Source organism: Sphingopyxis sp. DBS4, assembly GCF_024628865.1.
In the GTDB taxonomy this organism is placed as follows: domain Bacteria; phylum Pseudomonadota; class Alphaproteobacteria; order Sphingomonadales; family Sphingomonadaceae; genus Sphingopyxis.
Window position 1 is genome coordinate 1,860,417 of the sequence record NZ_CP102384.1, and the last position, 17,756, is coordinate 1,878,172.

Sequence of the window (17,756 nt, forward strand, 5' to 3'; positions counted from 1 at the left end):
CCGATGCGCTGCCCCTATTGCGGACATGAAGACAGCCAGGTGAAGGACAGCCGTCCGACCGAGGACGGCGCCGCGATCCGCCGCCGCCGCCAGTGCGAGGACTGCGGCGCGCGCTTCACCACCTTCGAGCGCATCCAACTCCGCGAGGTCGCGGTGCTCAAGGCCGGCGGCACCCGCGAGCCCTTCGACCGCGAGAAATTGATGCGCAGCGTCCAGATCGCCTGCCGCAAGCGCCCGATCGACGGCGCGCGGATCGAACGGCTCGTCTCGGGCATCCAGCGCCAGCTCGAAACCTCGGGCGACAACGAAGTGCAGGCGGCGCAGATCGGCGCAATGGTGATGGAGGCGCTGAAGGGCTTCGACAATGTCGCCTATATCCGCTTCGCCAGCGTCTACCGCGACTTCACCGAAGCCAAGGATTTCGAGGAATTCGCCTCGTCGATCACCGAGGCGGCGCGGCCCAGCAAATGATCGCGGCCGCCCCGCCCCCCGTCATCGTCCTCGTCCGTCCGCAACTTGGCGAGAATATCGGCAAGGCGGCGCGCGCGATGCTCAATTTCGGGCTCACCGAACTGCGCCTCGTCGCCCCGCGTGACGGCTGGCCGAACCCCGATGCCGGTCCGGCTGCATCGGGCGCCGATATCGTGCTGGCCGACGCCACCGTTTACGACAGCCTTGCCGAGGCAGTTGCCGACTGCACGACCGTCTATGCTACCACCGTGCGCAAGCGCGGCGTGACCAAGCCGGTGCTGACGCCCGAGGCAGCGGCGAAGCAGGTTCACGCGAACGCAGGCCGGTCGGCCTATGTCTTCGGGCCCGAACGATCGGGACTGGAAACCGACGATGTCGCCTTGGCGCACAGCATCGTCACGGTGCCGATCAACCCCGAGTTCGGGTCGCTCAACCTCGCGCAGGCGGTGATCCTGCTCGCCTATGAATGGTCGAAGGGCGTCGCGCTGGCGAGTCCGCCTGCGGTTGATCTCGATCCGCCCGCACTCCAGGGCGAGTTCGAGCAGTTGATCGAGCATCTGAAGCGCGACCTTGACGCCGCGGGCTATTTCTTCCCGTCCGAGCGAACCGAAGCGACGTTGCGCACCATCCGCACCGCGATCGCCAAGACGGGCTGGTCCTATAACGACATCCGGATGATGCACGGCATCATCACGACGCTGGGGCGAAAGCGCAAATCGGCTGGTGAAGGGTCATAACCGCCACCGATGAGAATGCCGTGCTCCCCCGCGAAGGCGGGGGTCCATCTCCGGCCGGTGCCAGATGAAACCGGCGGGCGATGGGTCCCCGCCTTCGGGGACACGCTGGGGTTTAACCGCGAATCCCGTCCCAGCGATCGAATTCATGCGCGATCGACTGTTCGACCAGTTCGTTCCACACCGCGCGGATGCGGTCGGGATCGAGCCCCGCCGCCGCTGCCTCGCGCGCGACATTGTCGAGAACCTGCGCCTTGCGCGCTTCGTCGCGGACAGTGCCGCGATCGCTCTTGATCCGCGCCGCGGCATCCATGTAACCGAAGCGGCGGACGAGCAGCGCGACCAGTTCGCGGTCGACCGTATCGACGCCGATCCGGACTTCGGTCATCGTTTCGCACTGTTCGGGGAGTTTCGCGGCTGTCATGCGCGCTGCCTTTAACGGCTTTTTCCGCGCTGTCGAGGCGGGTGTCTCGCCTCGCGCCGCAACGCTTGACTTTCCGCCCTTTCCCGTCTAGTCGCGCGCCTTCGCAATGGACCCCGCACCCCGGTGAAGCGGTGGTCGCATATGGAAATCTCCATATGGTGCGACCCGGGATACCGCCGAAATCCTTCGGCACATAGCATATTGGAGACGACAATGTCGAAGCGCCAGAGCGCCAAGTATAAACTCGACCGCCGCATGGGCGAGAATATCTGGGGTCGCCCGAAGAGCCCGGTCAACCGCCGCGAATATGGCCCCGGCCAGCACGGTCAGCGCCGCAAGGGCAAGATGTCGGACTTCGGCATCCAGCTCCGCGCGAAGCAGAAGCTGAAGGGCTATTACGGCGACATCACCGAAAAGCAGTTCAAGAAGAACTATTTCGAAGCGTCGCGCATGAAGGGCGACACCGGCCAGAATCTGATCGGCCTGCTCGAACGTCGCCTCGATGCGGTCGTCTATCGCTCGAAATTCACGCCGACCATCTTCTCGGCGCGCCAGCTCGTCAGCCATGGCCACGTCTATGTGAACGGCGTGAAGTGCAACGTCGCGAGCCGTCTCGTGAAGCCGGGCGATGAAATCACCCTCGGCAAGAAGGCGCAGGAAATGGCGCTGGTCGCCGAAGCGCAGAGCCTGCCCGAGCGCGACCTGCCCGAATATCTGTCGGTCGACGGTACCAAGACGACCTACGTCCGCGTGCCCACGCTCGACGAAGTGCCTTATCCGGTGAAGATGGAGCCGAATCTGGTCGTCGAATTCTATTCGCGCTGATCCGGTTTCGACCGAAACGATTTCAGGAGGGCGGTCCGAAAGGGCCGCCCTTCTTGCATCGGGGCCGCGCGGCTGGCACAAGTCCGGCGTCGCAAACGAAAATCCAAGGACATTCCATGCTTCGCTTCCCCCGAACAACCGCGGCTTTCGCGGTCCTTCTGTCCGTTGCCGCGTGCAGCGGATCCGACAAGGCGGCCGGCCCCGACGCGGCCTCGCTTCCCGACGTCCAGTTTCCCGAGCTGTCGCTGCAGACGCTGCAGGGCGTGACCAAGGAGCTGTCGTCGGATGCCTATGAAGGCCGCGCGCCGGGCACGGCGGGCGAGGAAAAGACCCTCGCTTATCTGATCAAGCAGTTCGAGGAAGCGGGGCTCAAGCCCGGCAACAACGGCAAGTGGACGCAGGATGTGCCGCTGGTCGAGATCACCGCGAAGAATGCGACGCCGCTCAGCTTCACCGGCGGCAAGGCGCCCGTCACGCTGAATTACGGCAACGACTATGTCGCCTTCAGCTATCGCGTGCAGCCGAAGACCGAGGTCAAGGACAGCGACGTCGTTTTCGTCGGTTACGGCATCAACGCGCCCGAAAAGGGCTGGAACGACTATGCCGGACTCGACGTCAAGGGCAAGACCGTCATCATCCTCGTCAACGACCCCGATTGGCAGACCCCCGAAGCCAAGGGCGAGTTCGGCGGCCGCGCGATGACCTATTACGGCCGCTGGACCTATAAATATGAGGAAGCGGCGCGCCAGGGCGCCGCCGCGGCCTTGATCGTCCACGACACCGAACCCGCCGCCTATGGCTGGAACGTCGTGGAAAGCAGCAACACCGGCACCCAATATCTGGCAGAGACCAAGAATGGCGGCGCCGACCAGACCGCGGCGAACGGCTGGATTCAGCTTGCGAAGGCGAAGGAATTGCTCGCGAGCGCGGGCCAGGATTTCGACAAGCTGCGCGCGGCGGCGGGCAAGAAGGGCTTCAAGGCGGTGCCGCTGACCGGCGTGAAGGCTTCGTTCGGCTTCGACAACCAGATCGCGAAGAAGATGTCGCATAACGTCGTCGGCGTGCTGCCGGGGACGAAGCGCCCCGACGAATATGTGCTCTATACCGCGCACTGGGATCATCTCGGCCGCTGCACGCCGGTGAACGGCGACGACATCTGCAACGGCGCGGTCGACAATGCGAGCGGGGTCGCGGGACTCGTGACGCTGGCGCAAGCCTATCAGAAAGCGCCCGCGCCCGATCGCAGCATCGTCTTCCTGGCGGTGACCGCAGAGGAATCGGGGCTGCTTGGTTCGGCCTATTATGCGGACAACCCGGTCTTCCCGCTCGCTCAGACCGTCGGCGGCGTCAACATGGACGCGCTGAACCCGAACGGCCCGGCGAAGGACATCGTCGTCGTCGGCCGCGGCAAGTCGGACCTCGACACCTATCTGGAAAAGATCGCCAAAGCGGCGAAGGTGACGATCGTCGACGAACCGACGCCGGAGAAGGGCTTCTATTACCGCTCCGATCATTTCAGCTTCGCGAAGCACGGCGTGCCTTTCTTCAACTTCGGCTCGGGCGAAGACCTGGTCGATGGCGGCAAGGAAGCCGGCAAGAAAGCGGCCGAGGATTATGAGAAAAACCGCTATCACGCGCCTGGCGACGAATATGCGGCGATCAAGAATTGGGACGGCATGCTCGCCGACCTCAAGCTCTTCTATGCCGCAGGCCGCATGCTCGCCTCGACCGACGCCTGGCCGAACTGGGTGAAGGGCGACGAATTCCGGGCCGCGCGCGACAAGTCGCGCCCGGCGAAGTAATCGGACGGCGCCCATGACGCTGCGCATGTTTGCCGAATGGGCGCCGCACGAAGCGGTATGGATCGGCTTTCCGCACCTCGACGAGGAGTGGGCGGGCCAGATCGACGCGGCGCGTGCCGATGTCGCCGCCTTTGCGGCCGCCGTCCATGACGGCGGCCGCGGCGAGGAGGTGCGGCTGGTCGTCAACGACGAGCGCCAGGCAGCCATCGCCGCGGGGCTCGTCGAGGCGGGCGTGCGCATAATCGTCCAGCCGCTCGGCGACATCTGGTTGCGCGATACCGGGCCGATCGTCGCGGGCACCGGCGCCACACGGCGCGCGCGCAATTTCGAATTCAATTGGTGGGGCGAGAAATTCGTCATGCCCGGCGACCGGGAAGTCGGCGCGGCGCTCGCGGCGGCCAGCGGGCTTCCGGTCGACGATCAGGACTGGGTGCTCGAAGGCGGCGCGATCGACGTCGACGGCACCGGGCTCTGCGTGACCACCGAGGAATGCCTGCTCAATAGCAACCGCAACCCGACGCTGACGCGCGAGGATATCGCCGTCAGGCTGCACCAGTCGCTCGGCATCGAGCGGCTGCTGTGGCTCGGCAAGGGGCTGATCGGCGATCATACCGACGGCCATGTCGACAATCTGGCGCGCTTCGTCGGCGAAGGCCGGCTCGCGATCCCCGTCGCAGCAGGCGATGACGACCCCAATGCTGAAATCTACGCCGACGCGCACGCCCGCGCTGCGGCGTTCGGGGGCATCGAGATCGTCGACCTCCCCTCGCCCGGCCGCGTCGAAGTGGACGGCGAGCTCGCGGCGGCGAGCTATATGAACTTCTATATCGGCAACACGGTCGTCGTCGTGCCGACCTATGGCGTCCCGAACGATCAAGCGGCAGTCGATGCGCTCGCCGCACTCTTTCCCGACCGCCGCGCCGTCGGCGTGCCGGCGCGCGGGATCATCGGCGGCGGCGGCAGCTTCCACTGTTCGAGCCAGCAGCTTCCGGCATAATCACCTTTAATGGTCATCCCGGCGAAGGCCGGGATCTCGACCTTGCATCCCAACGCACCGGCGAGATCCCGGCCTTCGCCGGGATGACGGAAATGAAGCATCGACCTCGGCTTTTGCGCTGGCAAGATGCGCCACCTCGCCTATATCCGCTCCATGACCCGCACGATCTCCGTCGCCGCGCTGCAGCTTGCCCTGCCCGGCCCCGTCCAACCGAATATCGATGCGGTCGCCGCGCTCGTCGAGGAGGCGGCCTCGAAAGGCGCGCAGATCATCCTGCCCCCCGAACTCTTCGAAGGCCCCTATTTCTGCCAGGTCGAGGAGGAAGAGCTCTTCGCCAGTGCACGGCCGACCGCCGAGCATCCGAGCGTCATCCGGATGCAGGCGCTCGCGGAAAAGCTGAAGGTCGCAATCCCGACCAGCTTTTTCGAGAAGGACGGCCCGCATTATTACAATACGCTCGCGATGATCGGGCCCGATGGCGCGATCATGGGCACCTATCGTAAAAGTCACATCCCCGACGGCCCCGGCTACGAGGAAAAATATTATTTCCGCCCCGGCAATACGGGGTTCAAGGTCTGGGACGTCTTCGGCACGCGGATCGGCGTCGGCGTCTGCTGGGACCAATGGTATCCCGAATGCGCGCGCGCGATGGCGCTGATGGGGGCCGAACTGCTTTTCTATCCGACCGCGATCGGATCGGAGCCCTATGACGCCGATCTCGACACCAGCCGCATGTGGCGGCGCGCGATGCAGGGCCATGCGGTGTCGAACTGTATGCCGGTGATCGCGGCGAACCGCATCGGCGCCGAGGACGAAGCGAATTTTTATGGGCACAGCTTCATCACCGACGAATGGGGCGACCTGACGCAGGCATTCGGCGCAGACGAGACCGGCGTTCTCGTGGAGGCGATCGATCTCGATCGCGCCGCGAAGCACCGCGCCGGCATGGGCTTTTTCCGCGACCGCCGTCCGCAGCTCTATGCGCGGTTGGCCGAAGATATCTGACAGACCCAAAGGGGGCAGCATGGACATACCCAAGGACATCTTCACCGAGCCCGAGGACGTCGATCCTGATACGCTCGCCAATCTCGGCCCGCTGCGGCGGCTCGCGGGCGTCTGGGAAGGGACGCGCGGCGTCGACGTAAATCCCAAGGCCGACGGCCCCGAGACGCGCAAATATTACGAACGGATCGAGATGCATCCGATCGACCCGCAGGCGAACGGGCCGCAGCTTTTCTATGGCCTGCGCTACCACGTCCATATCAACACGCCCGAGGAGGACATCGCCTTCCACGATCAGGTCGGCTATTGGCTCTATGAGGCGGCAACGGGTCTGATCATCCAGACGCTCGCCATCCCGCGCGGCCAGATCGCGATCGCCGCGGGGCACGCCAAGCCCGGTGCGAAGCAGTTGATCGTCAAGGCGACACGCGGACAAACCGAATATGGCATCTGCTCGACCACCTTCCTCGAACAGGCCTTTCGCACCGACAGCTACGAGCTGACCGTCGATTTCCACGACGACGGGTCGTGGAGCTATGTCTCCGACACGATGCTGATGGTAAAGGATCAGGGGCTGTTCCGGCATCGCGACCACAACCGGCTGAGCAAGATCGCCGAACCCGATCTCAACCCCTGGGCCAAGATCGCGAAAGGCGCGGCTTAGGGACTGCGGAAGAAAAGCTGTGTCCCCGCGAAGGCGGGGACCCATCTCCGGCCGGTTCCATCTTGCTCCGGCGGGAGATGGGCTCCCGCCTTCGCGGGAGCACACAGTTTTTTCAGATCGCGACGCTCTAACCGCTCCACTGCGTAAGATGCGCGCTCATCTGCGAAGGCTTGATCCCGCCCTAGTTCTGAAAGCGACGGATGCTTTCGAGGTCGGCACGGTCGAGCGGCTGGGTCAGCCACAAACCGCCGCGCGTCCCGCGCGACCAGCGCACGATCGCCTTGCGGCGGATTCCGCTCGCGAGCACGAGATCGAGTTCCTTGCCGACCTCCAGATGCCCGTCGTGGACGAAACCCGCGCCGCTCTGCGACAGGTCGACGAGCTCGATCTCGCTCGTGCCTTCGTCGGTCACCACCTGCGCGCTGCTGTGGACGGGAAGTCGCGGCTGACGATAGCCGCTCGCACGCTGTTCGGCAGCGAGCTGTTTGAGCACGTCGGCGACGTCGACTTCCTCGTCGAACGCGACGCCGCAACGGCCGCCTTCGGACCACACGACCTTGCCCCGCACGGTCACCGCATCCGAAAGCGCGATTTCGAGCTGTTCGCCGACCGTGATCGGCACATCGGCGGCGAGCATCATGCCGTTGTCGGACATGTTGCGCACACGCCACAGACCAACGTCGCCATCGCGCGTGACCTTCGCGATGCGCCACACGGTGCGATAGCGGTCGGCGCCACGGCGATCGGCCTCGCCCGCCGGTAGCGGCTCAGGCGTCGCGCTGGAGAGGAGCGGTTTCTTCATGCCATCCTCGTTGAAAGCAGCACCGGAAGAATGGGAATATGTCATAATATACTCAGCACAACTCGATGCCGACGCCCAATATTAGCAAAATTTCGCATAATATTCAACGACACTAGAAATCACAGTTAACCTAAATTCAACGAACTGGCCTTCGCACCAACGACCATGGCGGGTGATTATGAATAAAATCCCCAATTTGCAGAATTTAACGGCACCATAGTGGCAGCATTAAGCGATCACGGCCCGTCGAAAAACGCCGGGACGGATCGAACGAGCTGGAAACGCCCTCAGCCTCGATAGATTTTCGGATCGATGCCGTGACGCGCGATCTTGTCATAGAGTGTCTTGCGCGGGATGCGCAGGAACGCGAGCGTGGCCGCGATATCGCCGCCCGCGCTTGCCAGCGCGTCGCGAATGGCATGCGCCTCGAACTGCGCCACCCGCTCGGGCAGCGCCGGCGGTATCGCACCGTCTTCGGGGACCGGCGCCTCCAGTCCCAGCACCTCGCTATAGGCGAAATTGCGAAGCTCGCGGACATTGCCCGGCCAGTCATGTTCGATCAGGTGCCGGCGCGCGGCATCGCCCAGGGTAAAATCCCGCGCGCCCATGCGGCCTGTCGCTTCCTCGACGAAAGACGCAAAAAGCTGCGGGATATCGACCCTGCGCTCGCGAAGCGGCGGCATCCGCAGCCGCACGACGTTGAGGCGATAGAAAAGGTCTTCGCGAAATTCGCCGGCACGAACCGCCTGTTGCAGGTCGCGGCGCGACGACGCGATAATGCGCAGGTCGACCCCGCGCGGCTCGCTCGCGCCGATCGGGCGGATCTTTCGCTCCTCGACGACGCGGAGCAGCGTCGCCTGGATCGCAAGCGGCATATTGTCGATGCCGTCGAGGAACAGGGTACCGCGATGGCTCTGTTCGATCCGCCCTTCGCGGGCAATCGGGCCATAGCCGGGGGCGCCGCGATCGTGGCCGAACAGTTCGACCTCGGCGAGCCCTTCGGGAAGCGCACCGCAATCGACCGCGACGAAGGGGCGGCCCGACCGCGGCCCCTGGCGATGGAGGAGCAGCGCCGCGAGTTCCTTGCCCGTACCCGTCTCGCCTTCGACGAGCACGTCGATGTCGGCGCGCGCGATCTGGACGATCGTCGCGCGAAGCTGCGCCATGACCGGGCTGTCGCCGATCAGCGGGCTGTCGACGCTGGTCTCGGCGGCGGCGCGCAACATCCGATTGTCGAGAATCAGACGCCGGGAAGTCAGCGCCTTGCGAACGGCCGCGATCAGATGATCGGTCGCATAGGGCTTGGCGAGAAAATCGAATGCCCCGCCTTTCAGCGCCCCGATCGCCATCGGCACGTCGGCGTGCCCGGTGATCAGGATGACGGGGATCTCGGCGTCGATCGCCCGGATGCGCGCGAAGAATTCGAGCCCGTCGAGGCGCGGCATGCGGATATCGGTGACCACCGCGCCGCTGAACGCATCGTCGATCGCCGCAAGCGCCGTCTCGGCATCGACGAAGGCCCGGACCTCGATATCGGCGAGTTCGAGCGACTGCACGGTCGCCGCGCGCAGAGCGTCGTCGTCGTCGACGAAAATGACCTGCTGGTGAGACACGAATTCGCTCATGCGCGGCGAACCTCCAGCCGAAAGGCCGCGCCGCCCAGCGGCGACGCGACACTGTCGAGTGCGCCGCCGAATTCGCGCGCGATGTCACGCGCGATGCCCAGCCCCAGTCCGAGCCCATCAGCCTTTCCGGTGACGAAGGGCGTGAAGAGATTGTCGGCGACGTCGGGCGCAATCCCCGGCCCGTTGTCGGCGACGGTGATCGCGATATCGCCCTGCTCTCGCGTTTCGATACGGATGCGCGGATCGGGGCGGCCGGTCAGCGCGTCGAGCGCGTTCTGGAGCAGGTTGACGAGAATCTGTTCGAACCGCACACGGTCGGCGATGCAGCGCATTCCCGGCGCTTCGCCGACGCGCTCGACCGTGACGCCATGTTCGCGGATGCGATCGCCGACGAGCAGCAGCGCTCCGTCGATCACCCGCGCGATCTCGACCGGGCCGAGCACAGGCGTGCTGCGCCGCGCGAAGCTGCGCAGTTCGGCAATGATCGCGGCGATCCGCTCGGTCAGCGCGACGATCGTGCCGATATTGTCGCGCGCCTTGCCCGCGTCGCCGCGATCGAGAAACGTGCCGGCGTTTTCGGCAAAACCACGGATCGCCGCGACCGGCTGGTTGATTTCGTGCGCGACGCCCGCGGTAATCTGCCCGATCGTGCCGAGGCGGCTCGCCTGCGACAATTCCTCGCGCGCGGCGCGGAACCGCCGGTTTGCCTCGACCAGATCGGCGGTGCGCGCCGCAACCTCGATTTCGAGCATGTGGCGTGCTTCCGCCTGCAACCGCTGCTTCTCGCGCGCGCGGAACACCCAGGTCAGCAGCGCGGCGAGCAGGATGAAGGCGATCAGGATCGCGGTGCGCGCGGTCGCATTGGCGCTGGCCTCGGCCGGCGCGAGCGGCTGGAAGGCGTGCAGCCGGGCGCCCGCCATCGGCACCGGAACCGTCGCTTCGCGGTAGCGCGCGTCGCCGTTCGCCCAGGTCGCTCCGTCTTTCGTGAGAGGGAGCGGCGTGAGCGGCAGATCGCCGAATTGCAGCACCGCACGAATCGCCGCGCGCGTCCGCTCGTCGATCGGCGCGAGAGTGCGAAAGCGCCAGTCGGGGCGGCTGGTGATGATGACGACGCCATGATCGTCGGTGACGAAGGTTGCGAGCGGCTGGCGCGCCCATTCGGCTTCGAGGCCGCCGAACTCGACCTTGACGACGATCACGCCGAGCGCCCGGCCGCCTTCCTCGACGCGGCGGGCGATGAACAGCCCGGGCCGGCCGCTAACCGTGCCGAGCGCGAACAATTCGGCGCTGCCCTTTGCCATGGCGTCGCGGAAATAGGGGCGAAAGCCGTAATTCTGGCCGACGAAGCTCTGCGGGCGGCGCCAGTTGCTCGCGGCGATCGTCCGGCCGTCGCGCGCGATCAGGTAGATGACCGCGGCATCGGTGCGATCGGCGAGCAGTTCGAGCTTGTCGTTCATCCGCCGCGCCGCCCCGGCATCGCCGCTGCCCAGCACGGTGCGGACGTCGGGATATTCGGTGAGCACCAGCGGAAGCAGGCGGAATTTCTGAAGCTCGCCCGCCAGCCGGCGCGACGCGCTTCGCGCCTGCTGCTCGGCGGCGGCGTCGGATGCGACGCGCGCATGGCCCGCTGCCCAGCCGAAGGCGGCGACCGCGATCATCGCCAGCAGCAGCAAGGCGAGCAGGGCCGCCCAGATCAGGCGCCGCCCAGCACCCGGCGCGTGCGAATCATCAAGGATGACCGGAGTCGTCATATGTGCGGATTATCGCACATATAAGTTCATGGTAAGCGGAAAATCGCACATTCGAAACGGGGAAATATCGCACCCCCCTCCGCAATGGCCTTATTTTCTGCCGTTTTTCGGATAATGCGAAGTTCGTGGACCGGCGATGGGGCCGGCCATAATTTTGGGGAAGCAACGGCGAAAGGCCGTGCTCGGGAGGATGTACGTGGCAGCCATCATAATCGACGAGACCGGACGGGCGCCGGCGGGAACGACACCGTTCTACCGCCACCTCTATGTCCAGGTGCTCGCCGCCATTCTTCTGGGCGTGATCATCGGCCATCTCTGGCCCGCGACCGGCGAGGCGCTGCGGCCGCTCGGCGACGGCTTCATCAAGCTCGTCAAGATGATCATCGCCCCGGTGATCTTCATCACCCTCGTCACCGGCATCGCGGGAATGACCGAATTGCGTTCGGTCGGCCGTGTCGCGGGCAAGGCCTTCGCCTATTTCCTCTTCTTCTCGACACTGGCGCTGATCGTCGGCCTGATCGTCGCCAACACGGTGCAGCCGGGCGCGGGCATGAACATCGACCCGAAGACGCTCGATGCCGGCGCGGTGTCCGGCTATGTCGAAAAGGCGAAACACAGCGGACTGGTCGATTTCATCATGTCGGCGATTCCGACGACGCTCGTCTCGGCGCTCACCGGGGATTCGCTGCTCCAGGTGTTACTGGTCTCGATCCTGTTCGGGATTGCGCTGTCGATGGTCGGCGAACCCGCCGCGCCGGTGCGCGACCTGTTCGAGCGCGTCGGGCTCGTCATCTTCCGGCTTGTCGCGATCCTGATGCGCGCGGCGCCGGTCGGGGCGTTCGGCGCGATGGCCTTCACGATCGGCAAATATGGGGTCGGATCGCTCGCGAATCTCGCCGGGCTGCTCGCGACCTTCTATCTCACCTCGGCGATCTTCGTGGTCGTCGTGCTCGGCATCGCGGCGCGGCTCGCGGGCTTTTCGATCTTCAAGCTGATCCGCTATCTGCGCGCCGAGCTGTTGCTCGTGCTCGGCACCTCCTCGTCGGAAAGTGCGCTGCCCAGCCTGATGGAGAAGATGGAGCGCGCCGGCTGCGCCAAGTCGGTCGTAGGGCTGGTGGTGCCGACGGGCTACAGCTTCAACCTCGACGGCACCAACATCTATATGACGCTCGCCGCGCTGTTCATCGCGCAGGCTTGCAATGTCGACCTGTCGCTCGGCCAGCAGGTCGCGCTGCTGCTCGTCGCGATGATCAGCTCGAAAGGCGCGGCGGGCGTCACCGGCGCGGGGTTCGTCACGCTGGCCGCGACGCTGTCGATCGTGCCGTCGGTTCCGGTCGCGGGCATGGCGCTGATCCTCGGCATCGACCGCTTCATGTCGGAATGCCGCAGCCTCACCAATTTCATCGGCAACGCGGTGGCGACGGTCGTCGTCGCTCGCTGGGACAATGCGCTCGATCGCGATCAGCTGCGACTGGCGCTCGACGGCGGCGCACCGTCTCCGCTGGCCGCGCCGCCCGTCGAACAGGACATGGATTGAAAGCAAAGGGAGAAGGATAATGAGGGGTTCCACATCGGCATTGCTGCTCGCGAGCACGGCGATCGGCCTGCTCGCCTGTATGCCCGCCCGGGCGCAGGACAACGCACCCGCCGCGCAGGGCGAGGCCGCCGATGGCGAGGGCCAGGGCAGCGACGGTTCGGACATCGTCGTCGTCGGCACGCGGATCCAGGGCGCGCGGGTCACCGAGGCTCTGCCGGTCGTCGTTCTCGATCAGGACCGGATCGACGCCGTCGGCGCGGTGAGCGGCGACGAATTGATCCGCAGCATTCCCCAGATGGGCGACGTCAGCTTCAACCCCGGCAACAATGCGCAGACGAGCAACGCGGCGCGCGGCGACGTCGGCTCGGTCAACCTCCGCTCGCTGGGGGTCGGCAACACGCTGGTGTTGCTCAACGGGCGCCGCGTCGTCACCCACCCCGCCAGTCAGGGGCTGTCCGATACCGGCACCGTGCCGGTGCTGAGCTATAATTCCAACGCGATCCCGACGACCGGGCTCCAGCGGTTCGAGGTGCTGCTCGACGGCGCCGCAGCCCTCTATGGTTCGGACGCGGTCGCGGGCGTGGTCAATACCGTGCTCAAGGACAATTATGACGGTCTGCGGCTCCAGGCACAATATGGTGGCGCCGAAGGCACCCATTTGCGCGAGTTCCAGGGCAATATCCTGGCGGGCAAGAGCTTCGATCGCGGCAACATCACCGTCTCGTTCGAATACACCGATCGTTCGGCCTTGCGCGCCGAGGATCAGGATTTCACCGCGTCGGCGGACCTGCGCCCGCTGTTCGCCGATTATCCCGATTTCGCCGATTCGACGACGCCCGACGGGCGCGCGACGCGCGGTCCGTGGCCCGCTCTGCAGGTTCAGATCGCCGGCGGCCGTCCCCGCCTCGGCTCGACCAACATGACAACGGCAGCCGGCTCCTTCACCGTTCGCCCACCAAGTTTCGGCGGTTGCACCTATCAGCTTTCACCCGACCTCTGTCTGGTGAACACCTCGCTCGCGACGAACAACACGTTCCGTAACCTGCGTTACGACACCGCGATCGGCACCACCGTCATGCCGCGCGTCAAGCGCTACAACGGCTTCGCCAACGGGCATTACGACCTGACCGACACGCTGACCCTGTTCGGCGAGTTCGGCTATTATTATTCGGACACGCTGCGGGGCCAGCCGGCGGTGATCAACCTCAACCAGATCTGGATTCCCGCGACCAACTATTACAATCCCTTCGGGCCGGTCGGCAGCCCCAACCGCATTCCCGGGCTGACCAACGTCCCTGACGAGGGGCTGCCGGTGCTGCTCACCAATTACCGCTATGTCGATGCGGGGCCGCAGACGGTGCATGTCACCGGCGAGCAGCTTCGCGCGCTGCTCGGTATCCGGGGCGAGACCGCGGGCTTCAAATGGGACAGCGCCTTCACCTATTCGGAGGCGAGCGCCCACGACAGCAGCTTCGCGGTGCGCAGTTCGGCGCTTCAGCAGAGCCTCGCGCTGTCGACCCCCGACGCCTATAATCCGTTCAACGGCGGCTGCGCCACGGCAACGACCTATGGCGACTGCACGCCCAGTTCGCAGGTCGCGCTTGATGCGATCGGCTTCCAGCTCCAGCGCCGGTCGAAGACGACGCTGACGATGGGCGATTTCCGCGCCTCGCGCCCCGATCTGTTCAAGCTGCCCGGCGGCGATGTCGGCGTGGCGTTCGGCGTCGAAGTCCGGCGCGAGACCCAGCGCGACGACCGCGACGCCGCGGTCGACGGCTCCGATCCCTTCGTCGACATGGTGTCGGGCGCGATCACGATCAGCGATGCCGCCGCGGTCAGCGACAATCCCGACACCTATGGCAAGCGCACCGTCGCCGCCGCCTATGCCGAACTGGCGGTGCCGTTGGTGTCGGAGGATATGAATATCCCGCTGATACGGCGCTTCGACCTCCAGCTCGCCGGTCGCTATGAGCATTACAGCGATTTCGGCAGTGTCGCGCGGCCGAAGGTCGCCGCGGCATGGGACGTGTTCGACGGCCTCCGCTTTCGCGGCTCCTTCTCGCAGGGCTTCCGCGCACCGAACCTCGAACAGGTCAATGCCGTTGAATATGCCCGCCTTGCGACCAGCCAGGATTTCCTGCGCTGCGAGGTCGATCTGCGCGCCGGGCGGATCGACAGCTTCACCGCCTGCGGGAACAATGTCGGCTATTCGCGCCGCGTGTCGGGCAACCCCGACCTCAAGCCCGAAAAGAGCACCAACTATAATCTCGGCGCGGTGTTCGAGCCGGCCTTCCTGCCCGCCGATCTCGGCCGGGTGACCTTCACGGTCGACTATTGGTCGATCCGGCAAAAGGGCATCGTTGGCATCCTCGGCAACGACACCGCGATCGCGCTCGACTATCTGCTGCGTCTGCAAGGATCGTCGAACCCCAACGTCGTCCGCGACGCCGCCAACGCCGACGATGTCGCGGCCTTTGCGGGAACCGGCATCGCGCCGGTCGGCCGTATCCTGACGGTGCGCGACCAGTTCATCAACCTGTTGCCGCAGACGGTGCGCGGGGTCGACTTCGGCTTCTACTGGCGGTCACCCGAGACCGGAATCGGCAAGTTCGATCTGGCGGTCAACGCGACGCGACTGCTCAAATTCTCCCGCGCGCCGGGCGACGCGGTCGACATGCTCGTCGCCGCGCGCGAAGCAGGCGACATCAACGCCGCGACGCCGCTGCCCGAGACCGAGAATCTGATCGAGGCCAACGGCCGCCCGAAATGGCGCGGCTCGGCATCGCTGACCTGGTCGCTCGGCCAGTTCCAGCTCGGCGCCTTCGCGCGCTATACCGGCGCGGTCGACGAAACAGGCTTCGTCGACGCCGACGGCAATCCGTGGCGGGTCAAGTCGCAGCTTACCGCGAACCTTTATGCTCAGGTCCGCATCCGCGACCGGGACGGGATCGGCGGCGACATGCGCTGGCGCGTCGGCGTCCGCAACATCGCCAACAAAAAGCCGCCACTGTCGTCGGAAGGCTATCTGGGGTCGCTCTACAGCCCCTATGGCCGTTATTGGTACAGCTCGATCACCACGGAGTTCTGACGATGAAATACGGGTCCGGTATCTGGCTCCTGATCGGCTGCGCCGGGCTCGCCGTCGCGCCGGCGGTCACGGCAAAGGAGAGCGCGCCCGCGCCGACCGCCGCCGGCGCGGCATCCCCTGCCCCCGCTCTGAACACGGCGCCGCGAACAATCCTGTTCATCGGCAACAGCTTCACCCAGGGCGCGCATTCGGCGGCGCGCAACTGGCACGCGGACATGGTCACCGATCTCAACGGCGCCGGCTATGGCGGTGTTCCGGCGCTGTTCAAGGCCTTTTGCGAGCAGGCGGGGCTCGATTATGCCGTCAGCCTCGAGACGCAGGGGGGCAAGTCGCTCGGCTTTCATTACGACGAGCGGCGCGCGCTGTTCGACAAGCCGTGGGACGTCGTCGTCCTCCAGGAATATAGCGTTCTCGACCACGCCCGGCCCGGCGATCCCGCCAGCTATATCCGCGATGTCGGCCGGATGACCGCGCTGTTCAAAAGGCGCAATCCGGCGGTCGACATCCGGCTCGCCGCGACGTGGACGCGCGCCGACCAGACCTATACGCCCAAGGGCCATTGGTACGGCAAGCCGGTGAGCGCGATGGCCGACGACCTGCGCGCCGCCGCCGAGCAGGCCCGCGCCGCCAACCCTGCCGTCCGGGGCATATTGCCCGTGGGCGAGGCATGGAACCGGGCGATGGCGGAGGGTATCGCTGACCCCGATCCTTATGACGGCATCGCCTACGGCCAGCTCGATCTTTGGACCTACGACCATTATCACGCGAGCGTTGCGGGCTATTATCTGTCCGCGCTGGTTACCTTTGGCGCGATCACAGGGATCGATCCCGTCAGCCTGGGCGCGCACGAGAAGGGCGCCGATGCGCTCGGCCTCTCGGACGCGCAGGCGGTTGCCCTGCAGAAGGTCGCACGCGACGAGCTGGCGCGATTGAAAACCGTGCGCTGATCTCTACGCGCGCCGTGCCGCTTCGAGTTCGGCCACCAGCGCCGCGACGAGATCGGCTGCCGACATCGCGCGCGCGAGCGGCGCGCCCTGCCCCGCCCATTGCGCCCCATACCCATGCTCGCCCCGCGCCTTGGCGGCGGCATGCAGCGCTTTGCCCAGATCATAAGTGATCGGATAGGCGGGAATTTCGGCCGGATCGATCACGGCATCCTGCGCGGCGAAGCGATTGGACAGGATACGCGCGGGTCGGCCCGATACGGCGCGCACCATCGCGGTATGACGCGCCGCATCGCCGAGAAGCGCGGCGCGATAGGCCGCGTCGGCCAGGCTCTCGTCGCAGGCGACGAAAGCCGTGCCGAGCTGCGCGGCGGAGGCGCCAAGGTTGAGCACGGCGGCGATGCCCGCGCCGTCCATGATCCCGCCCGCCGCGATGACCGGCCGGTCGAGCCGCTGCGCAAGCAAGCGGGTGAGCGCCATCGTCCCGAGCCGGTCGTCGCGCGCGTCGGGATCGAATATCCCCCGGTGGCCGCCCGCCTCCCATCCCTGTGCGACGATGGCATCGATCCCGGCGGCAGCCACAGCCTCCGCCTCGGCGAGACTGGTGGCCGTGGCGAGCAGGATGATCCCGGCCGCATGCAGCGCCGCGATCACCTTCTCGGTGGGCAGACCGAAATGGAAGCTGACGACCGGCGGGCGCTCGTCGATCAGCATTTCCAGCATCGCGTCATGGCCGACGAAGCTGCGATAGATTTCACCGAGCGTTTCCGGCGGTTCGGCATCGAACTCGGCGAACAGCGGGCGGAAGCGTTCGATCCACCGGCGCTCGCGCCCGGTATCGGCGATCGCGGGCCGGTGGCAGAACAGATTGACCTGAAACGGCCGCGCCGTGCGTGCGCGCACCGCGGCGATCATCCCCCGCGCCCCGTCGACGTCGGTCGCACCGACGCCGATCGAACCCAGCGCCCCCGCCTCGCTGACCGCCGCCGCCATGTCGGGCGACGATACGCCCGCCATCGGCGCCTGAATGATCGGCAGATCGATGCCGAGAAGCGAGAGTAGATCGTGAGGGGCCATGGACAAGCCCTAA

The 17,756-nt window shown here is 65.9% G+C and carries 15 protein-coding genes; 10 read left to right on the forward strand and 5 right to left on the reverse strand.

All coding sequences use genetic code 11. The annotated features are described in order from the left end of the window. The first annotated feature begins 3 nt into the window (after nucleotides 1–3). Complete coding sequence (nrdR, locus tag NP825_RS08765; RefSeq protein WP_257550467.1) at nucleotides 4–471, forward strand: transcriptional regulator NrdR; 468 nt, start codon at nucleotides 4–6, stop codon at nucleotides 469–471. Next, nucleotides 468–1,208 carry an RNA methyltransferase gene (locus NP825_RS08770; RefSeq protein ID WP_257550469.1) on the forward strand — a complete coding sequence of 247 codons (741 nt, stop codon included), beginning with the start codon at nucleotides 468–470 and terminating at the stop codon, nucleotides 1,206–1,208. The genes nrdR and NP825_RS08770 overlap by 4 nt, the downstream gene beginning before the upstream one ends. A 112-nt stretch (nucleotides 1,209–1,320) precedes the next feature. Here the strand turns inward: NP825_RS08770 and NP825_RS08775 are convergent, their stop codons facing one another. Next, a complete protein-coding gene (locus tag NP825_RS08775; protein ID WP_257550471.1) occupies nucleotides 1,321–1,629 on the reverse strand; it encodes a chorismate mutase in 309 nt (102 codons plus the stop codon). 213 nt (nucleotides 1,630–1,842) lie between these two features. Between NP825_RS08775 and rpsD the strand changes: the two genes are divergently transcribed. The 5 genes from rpsD (at nucleotide 1,843) to NP825_RS08800 (ending at nucleotide 6,919) form a co-directional block, all read left to right on the forward strand. Next, nucleotides 1,843–2,454, forward strand: a complete 612-nt coding sequence (gene rpsD / locus NP825_RS08780) for a 30S ribosomal protein S4 (protein ID WP_257550473.1) — start codon at nucleotides 1,843–1,845, stop codon at nucleotides 2,452–2,454. Nucleotides 2,455–2,570: 116 nt separating this feature from the next. Next, nucleotides 2,571–4,256 carry a M28 family metallopeptidase gene (locus NP825_RS08785; protein WP_257550475.1) on the forward strand — a complete coding sequence of 562 codons (1,686 nt, stop codon included), beginning with the start codon at nucleotides 2,571–2,573 and terminating at the stop codon, nucleotides 4,254–4,256. A gap of 13 nt (nucleotides 4,257–4,269) precedes the next feature. Beyond that, on the forward strand, nucleotides 4,270–5,253 hold the full coding sequence (locus NP825_RS08790) for an agmatine deiminase family protein (RefSeq protein ID WP_257550477.1): 984 nt from the start codon (nucleotides 4,270–4,272) through the stop codon (nucleotides 5,251–5,253). Nucleotides 5,254–5,406: 153 nt separating this feature from the next. After that, complete coding sequence (gene aguB / locus NP825_RS08795) at nucleotides 5,407–6,258, forward strand: N-carbamoylputrescine amidase (RefSeq protein ID WP_257550479.1); 852 nt, start codon at nucleotides 5,407–5,409, stop codon at nucleotides 6,256–6,258. A 19-nt stretch (nucleotides 6,259–6,277) separates the two neighbouring features. Next, nucleotides 6,278–6,919 (forward strand): FABP family protein, encoded by a 642-nt coding sequence (locus NP825_RS08800; protein ID WP_257550481.1) that lies wholly within the window; start codon nucleotides 6,278–6,280, stop codon nucleotides 6,917–6,919. Between the two features lie 181 nt (nucleotides 6,920–7,100). Here NP825_RS08800 and NP825_RS08805 read toward each other — a convergent pair whose 3' ends face one another. From NP825_RS08805 to NP825_RS08815, 3 genes are all read right to left on the reverse strand, one after another. Beyond that, nucleotides 7,101–7,721: a PilZ domain-containing protein gene (locus NP825_RS08805; RefSeq protein ID WP_257550483.1), complete on the reverse strand. Its 621-nt coding sequence runs from the start codon at nucleotides 7,719–7,721 to the stop codon at nucleotides 7,101–7,103. Nucleotides 7,722–8,008: 287 nt separating this feature from the next. Next, on the reverse strand, nucleotides 8,009–9,346 hold the full coding sequence (locus NP825_RS08810) for a sigma-54 dependent transcriptional regulator (RefSeq protein WP_257550485.1): 1,338 nt from the start codon (nucleotides 9,344–9,346) through the stop codon (nucleotides 8,009–8,011). Next, nucleotides 9,343–11,097, reverse strand: coding sequence for an ATP-binding protein (locus NP825_RS08815; RefSeq protein ID WP_257550488.1), 1,755 nt, complete (start codon nucleotides 11,095–11,097; stop codon nucleotides 9,343–9,345). The genes NP825_RS08810 and NP825_RS08815 overlap by 4 nt, the downstream gene beginning before the upstream one ends. A 190-nt stretch (nucleotides 11,098–11,287) precedes the next feature. Here NP825_RS08815 and NP825_RS08820 point away from each other — a divergent pair, with 190 nt between their 5' ends. Genes NP825_RS08820 through NP825_RS08830 form a run of 3 tightly spaced genes read left to right on the forward strand, consistent with a single transcriptional unit; the run spans nucleotide 11,288 to nucleotide 16,669 of the window. Beyond that, nucleotides 11,288–12,634 (forward strand): dicarboxylate/amino acid:cation symporter, encoded by a 1,347-nt coding sequence (locus tag NP825_RS08820; protein WP_374046548.1) that lies wholly within the window; start codon nucleotides 11,288–11,290, stop codon nucleotides 12,632–12,634. Between the two features lie 19 nt (nucleotides 12,635–12,653). Then, nucleotides 12,654–15,722 (forward strand): TonB-dependent siderophore receptor, encoded by a 3,069-nt coding sequence (locus NP825_RS08825; RefSeq protein WP_257550490.1) that lies wholly within the window; start codon nucleotides 12,654–12,656, stop codon nucleotides 15,720–15,722. Nucleotides 15,723–15,724: 2 nt separating this feature from the next. Then, on the forward strand, nucleotides 15,725–16,669 hold the full coding sequence (locus tag NP825_RS08830; RefSeq protein ID WP_257550492.1) for a DUF4886 domain-containing protein: 945 nt from the start codon (nucleotides 15,725–15,727) through the stop codon (nucleotides 16,667–16,669). Nucleotides 16,670–16,672: 3 nt separating this feature from the next. Here the strand turns inward: NP825_RS08830 and NP825_RS08835 are convergent, their stop codons facing one another. Then, the gene (locus NP825_RS08835; protein ID WP_257550494.1) at nucleotides 16,673–17,743 is read right to left on the reverse strand and encodes a nitronate monooxygenase family protein; all 1,071 of its coding nucleotides are present in this window, start codon (nucleotides 17,741–17,743) and stop codon (nucleotides 16,673–16,675) included. Nucleotides 17,744–17,756: the final 13 nt, after the last annotated feature.

Coding starts and splice junctions, on each gene's coding strand:
- NP825_RS08775 (WP_257550471.1), bottom strand. CDS start 1,629: ATGACAGCCGCGAAACTCCCCGAACAGTGCGAAACGATGACCGAAGTC.
- NP825_RS08810 (WP_257550485.1), bottom strand. CDS start 9,346: ATGAGCGAATTCGTGTCTCACCAGCAGGTCATTTTCGTCGACGACGAC.
- NP825_RS08830 (WP_257550492.1), top strand. CDS start 15,725: ATGAAATACGGGTCCGGTATCTGGCTCCTGATCGGCTGCGCCGGGCTC.
- NP825_RS08800 (WP_257550481.1), top strand. CDS start 6,278: ATGGACATACCCAAGGACATCTTCACCGAGCCCGAGGACGTCGATCCT.
- aguB (WP_257550479.1), top strand. CDS start 5,407: ATGACCCGCACGATCTCCGTCGCCGCGCTGCAGCTTGCCCTGCCCGGC.
- NP825_RS08785 (WP_257550475.1), top strand. CDS start 2,571: ATGCTTCGCTTCCCCCGAACAACCGCGGCTTTCGCGGTCCTTCTGTCC.
- NP825_RS08805 (WP_257550483.1), bottom strand. CDS start 7,721: ATGAAGAAACCGCTCCTCTCCAGCGCGACGCCTGAGCCGCTACCGGCG.
- NP825_RS08825 (WP_257550490.1), top strand. CDS start 12,654: ATGAGGGGTTCCACATCGGCATTGCTGCTCGCGAGCACGGCGATCGGC.
- NP825_RS08835 (WP_257550494.1), bottom strand. CDS start 17,743: ATGGCCCCTCACGATCTACTCTCGCTTCTCGGCATCGATCTGCCGATC.
- NP825_RS08820 (WP_374046548.1), top strand. CDS start 11,288: ATGTACGTGGCAGCCATCATAATCGACGAGACCGGACGGGCGCCGGCG.
- rpsD (WP_257550473.1), top strand. CDS start 1,843: ATGTCGAAGCGCCAGAGCGCCAAGTATAAACTCGACCGCCGCATGGGC.
- NP825_RS08815 (WP_257550488.1), bottom strand. CDS start 11,097: ATGACGACTCCGGTCATCCTTGATGATTCGCACGCGCCGGGTGCTGGG.
- nrdR (WP_257550467.1), top strand. CDS start 4: ATGCGCTGCCCCTATTGCGGACATGAAGACAGCCAGGTGAAGGACAGC.
- NP825_RS08770 (WP_257550469.1), top strand. CDS start 468: ATGATCGCGGCCGCCCCGCCCCCCGTCATCGTCCTCGTCCGTCCGCAA.
- NP825_RS08790 (WP_257550477.1), top strand. CDS start 4,270: ATGACGCTGCGCATGTTTGCCGAATGGGCGCCGCACGAAGCGGTATGG.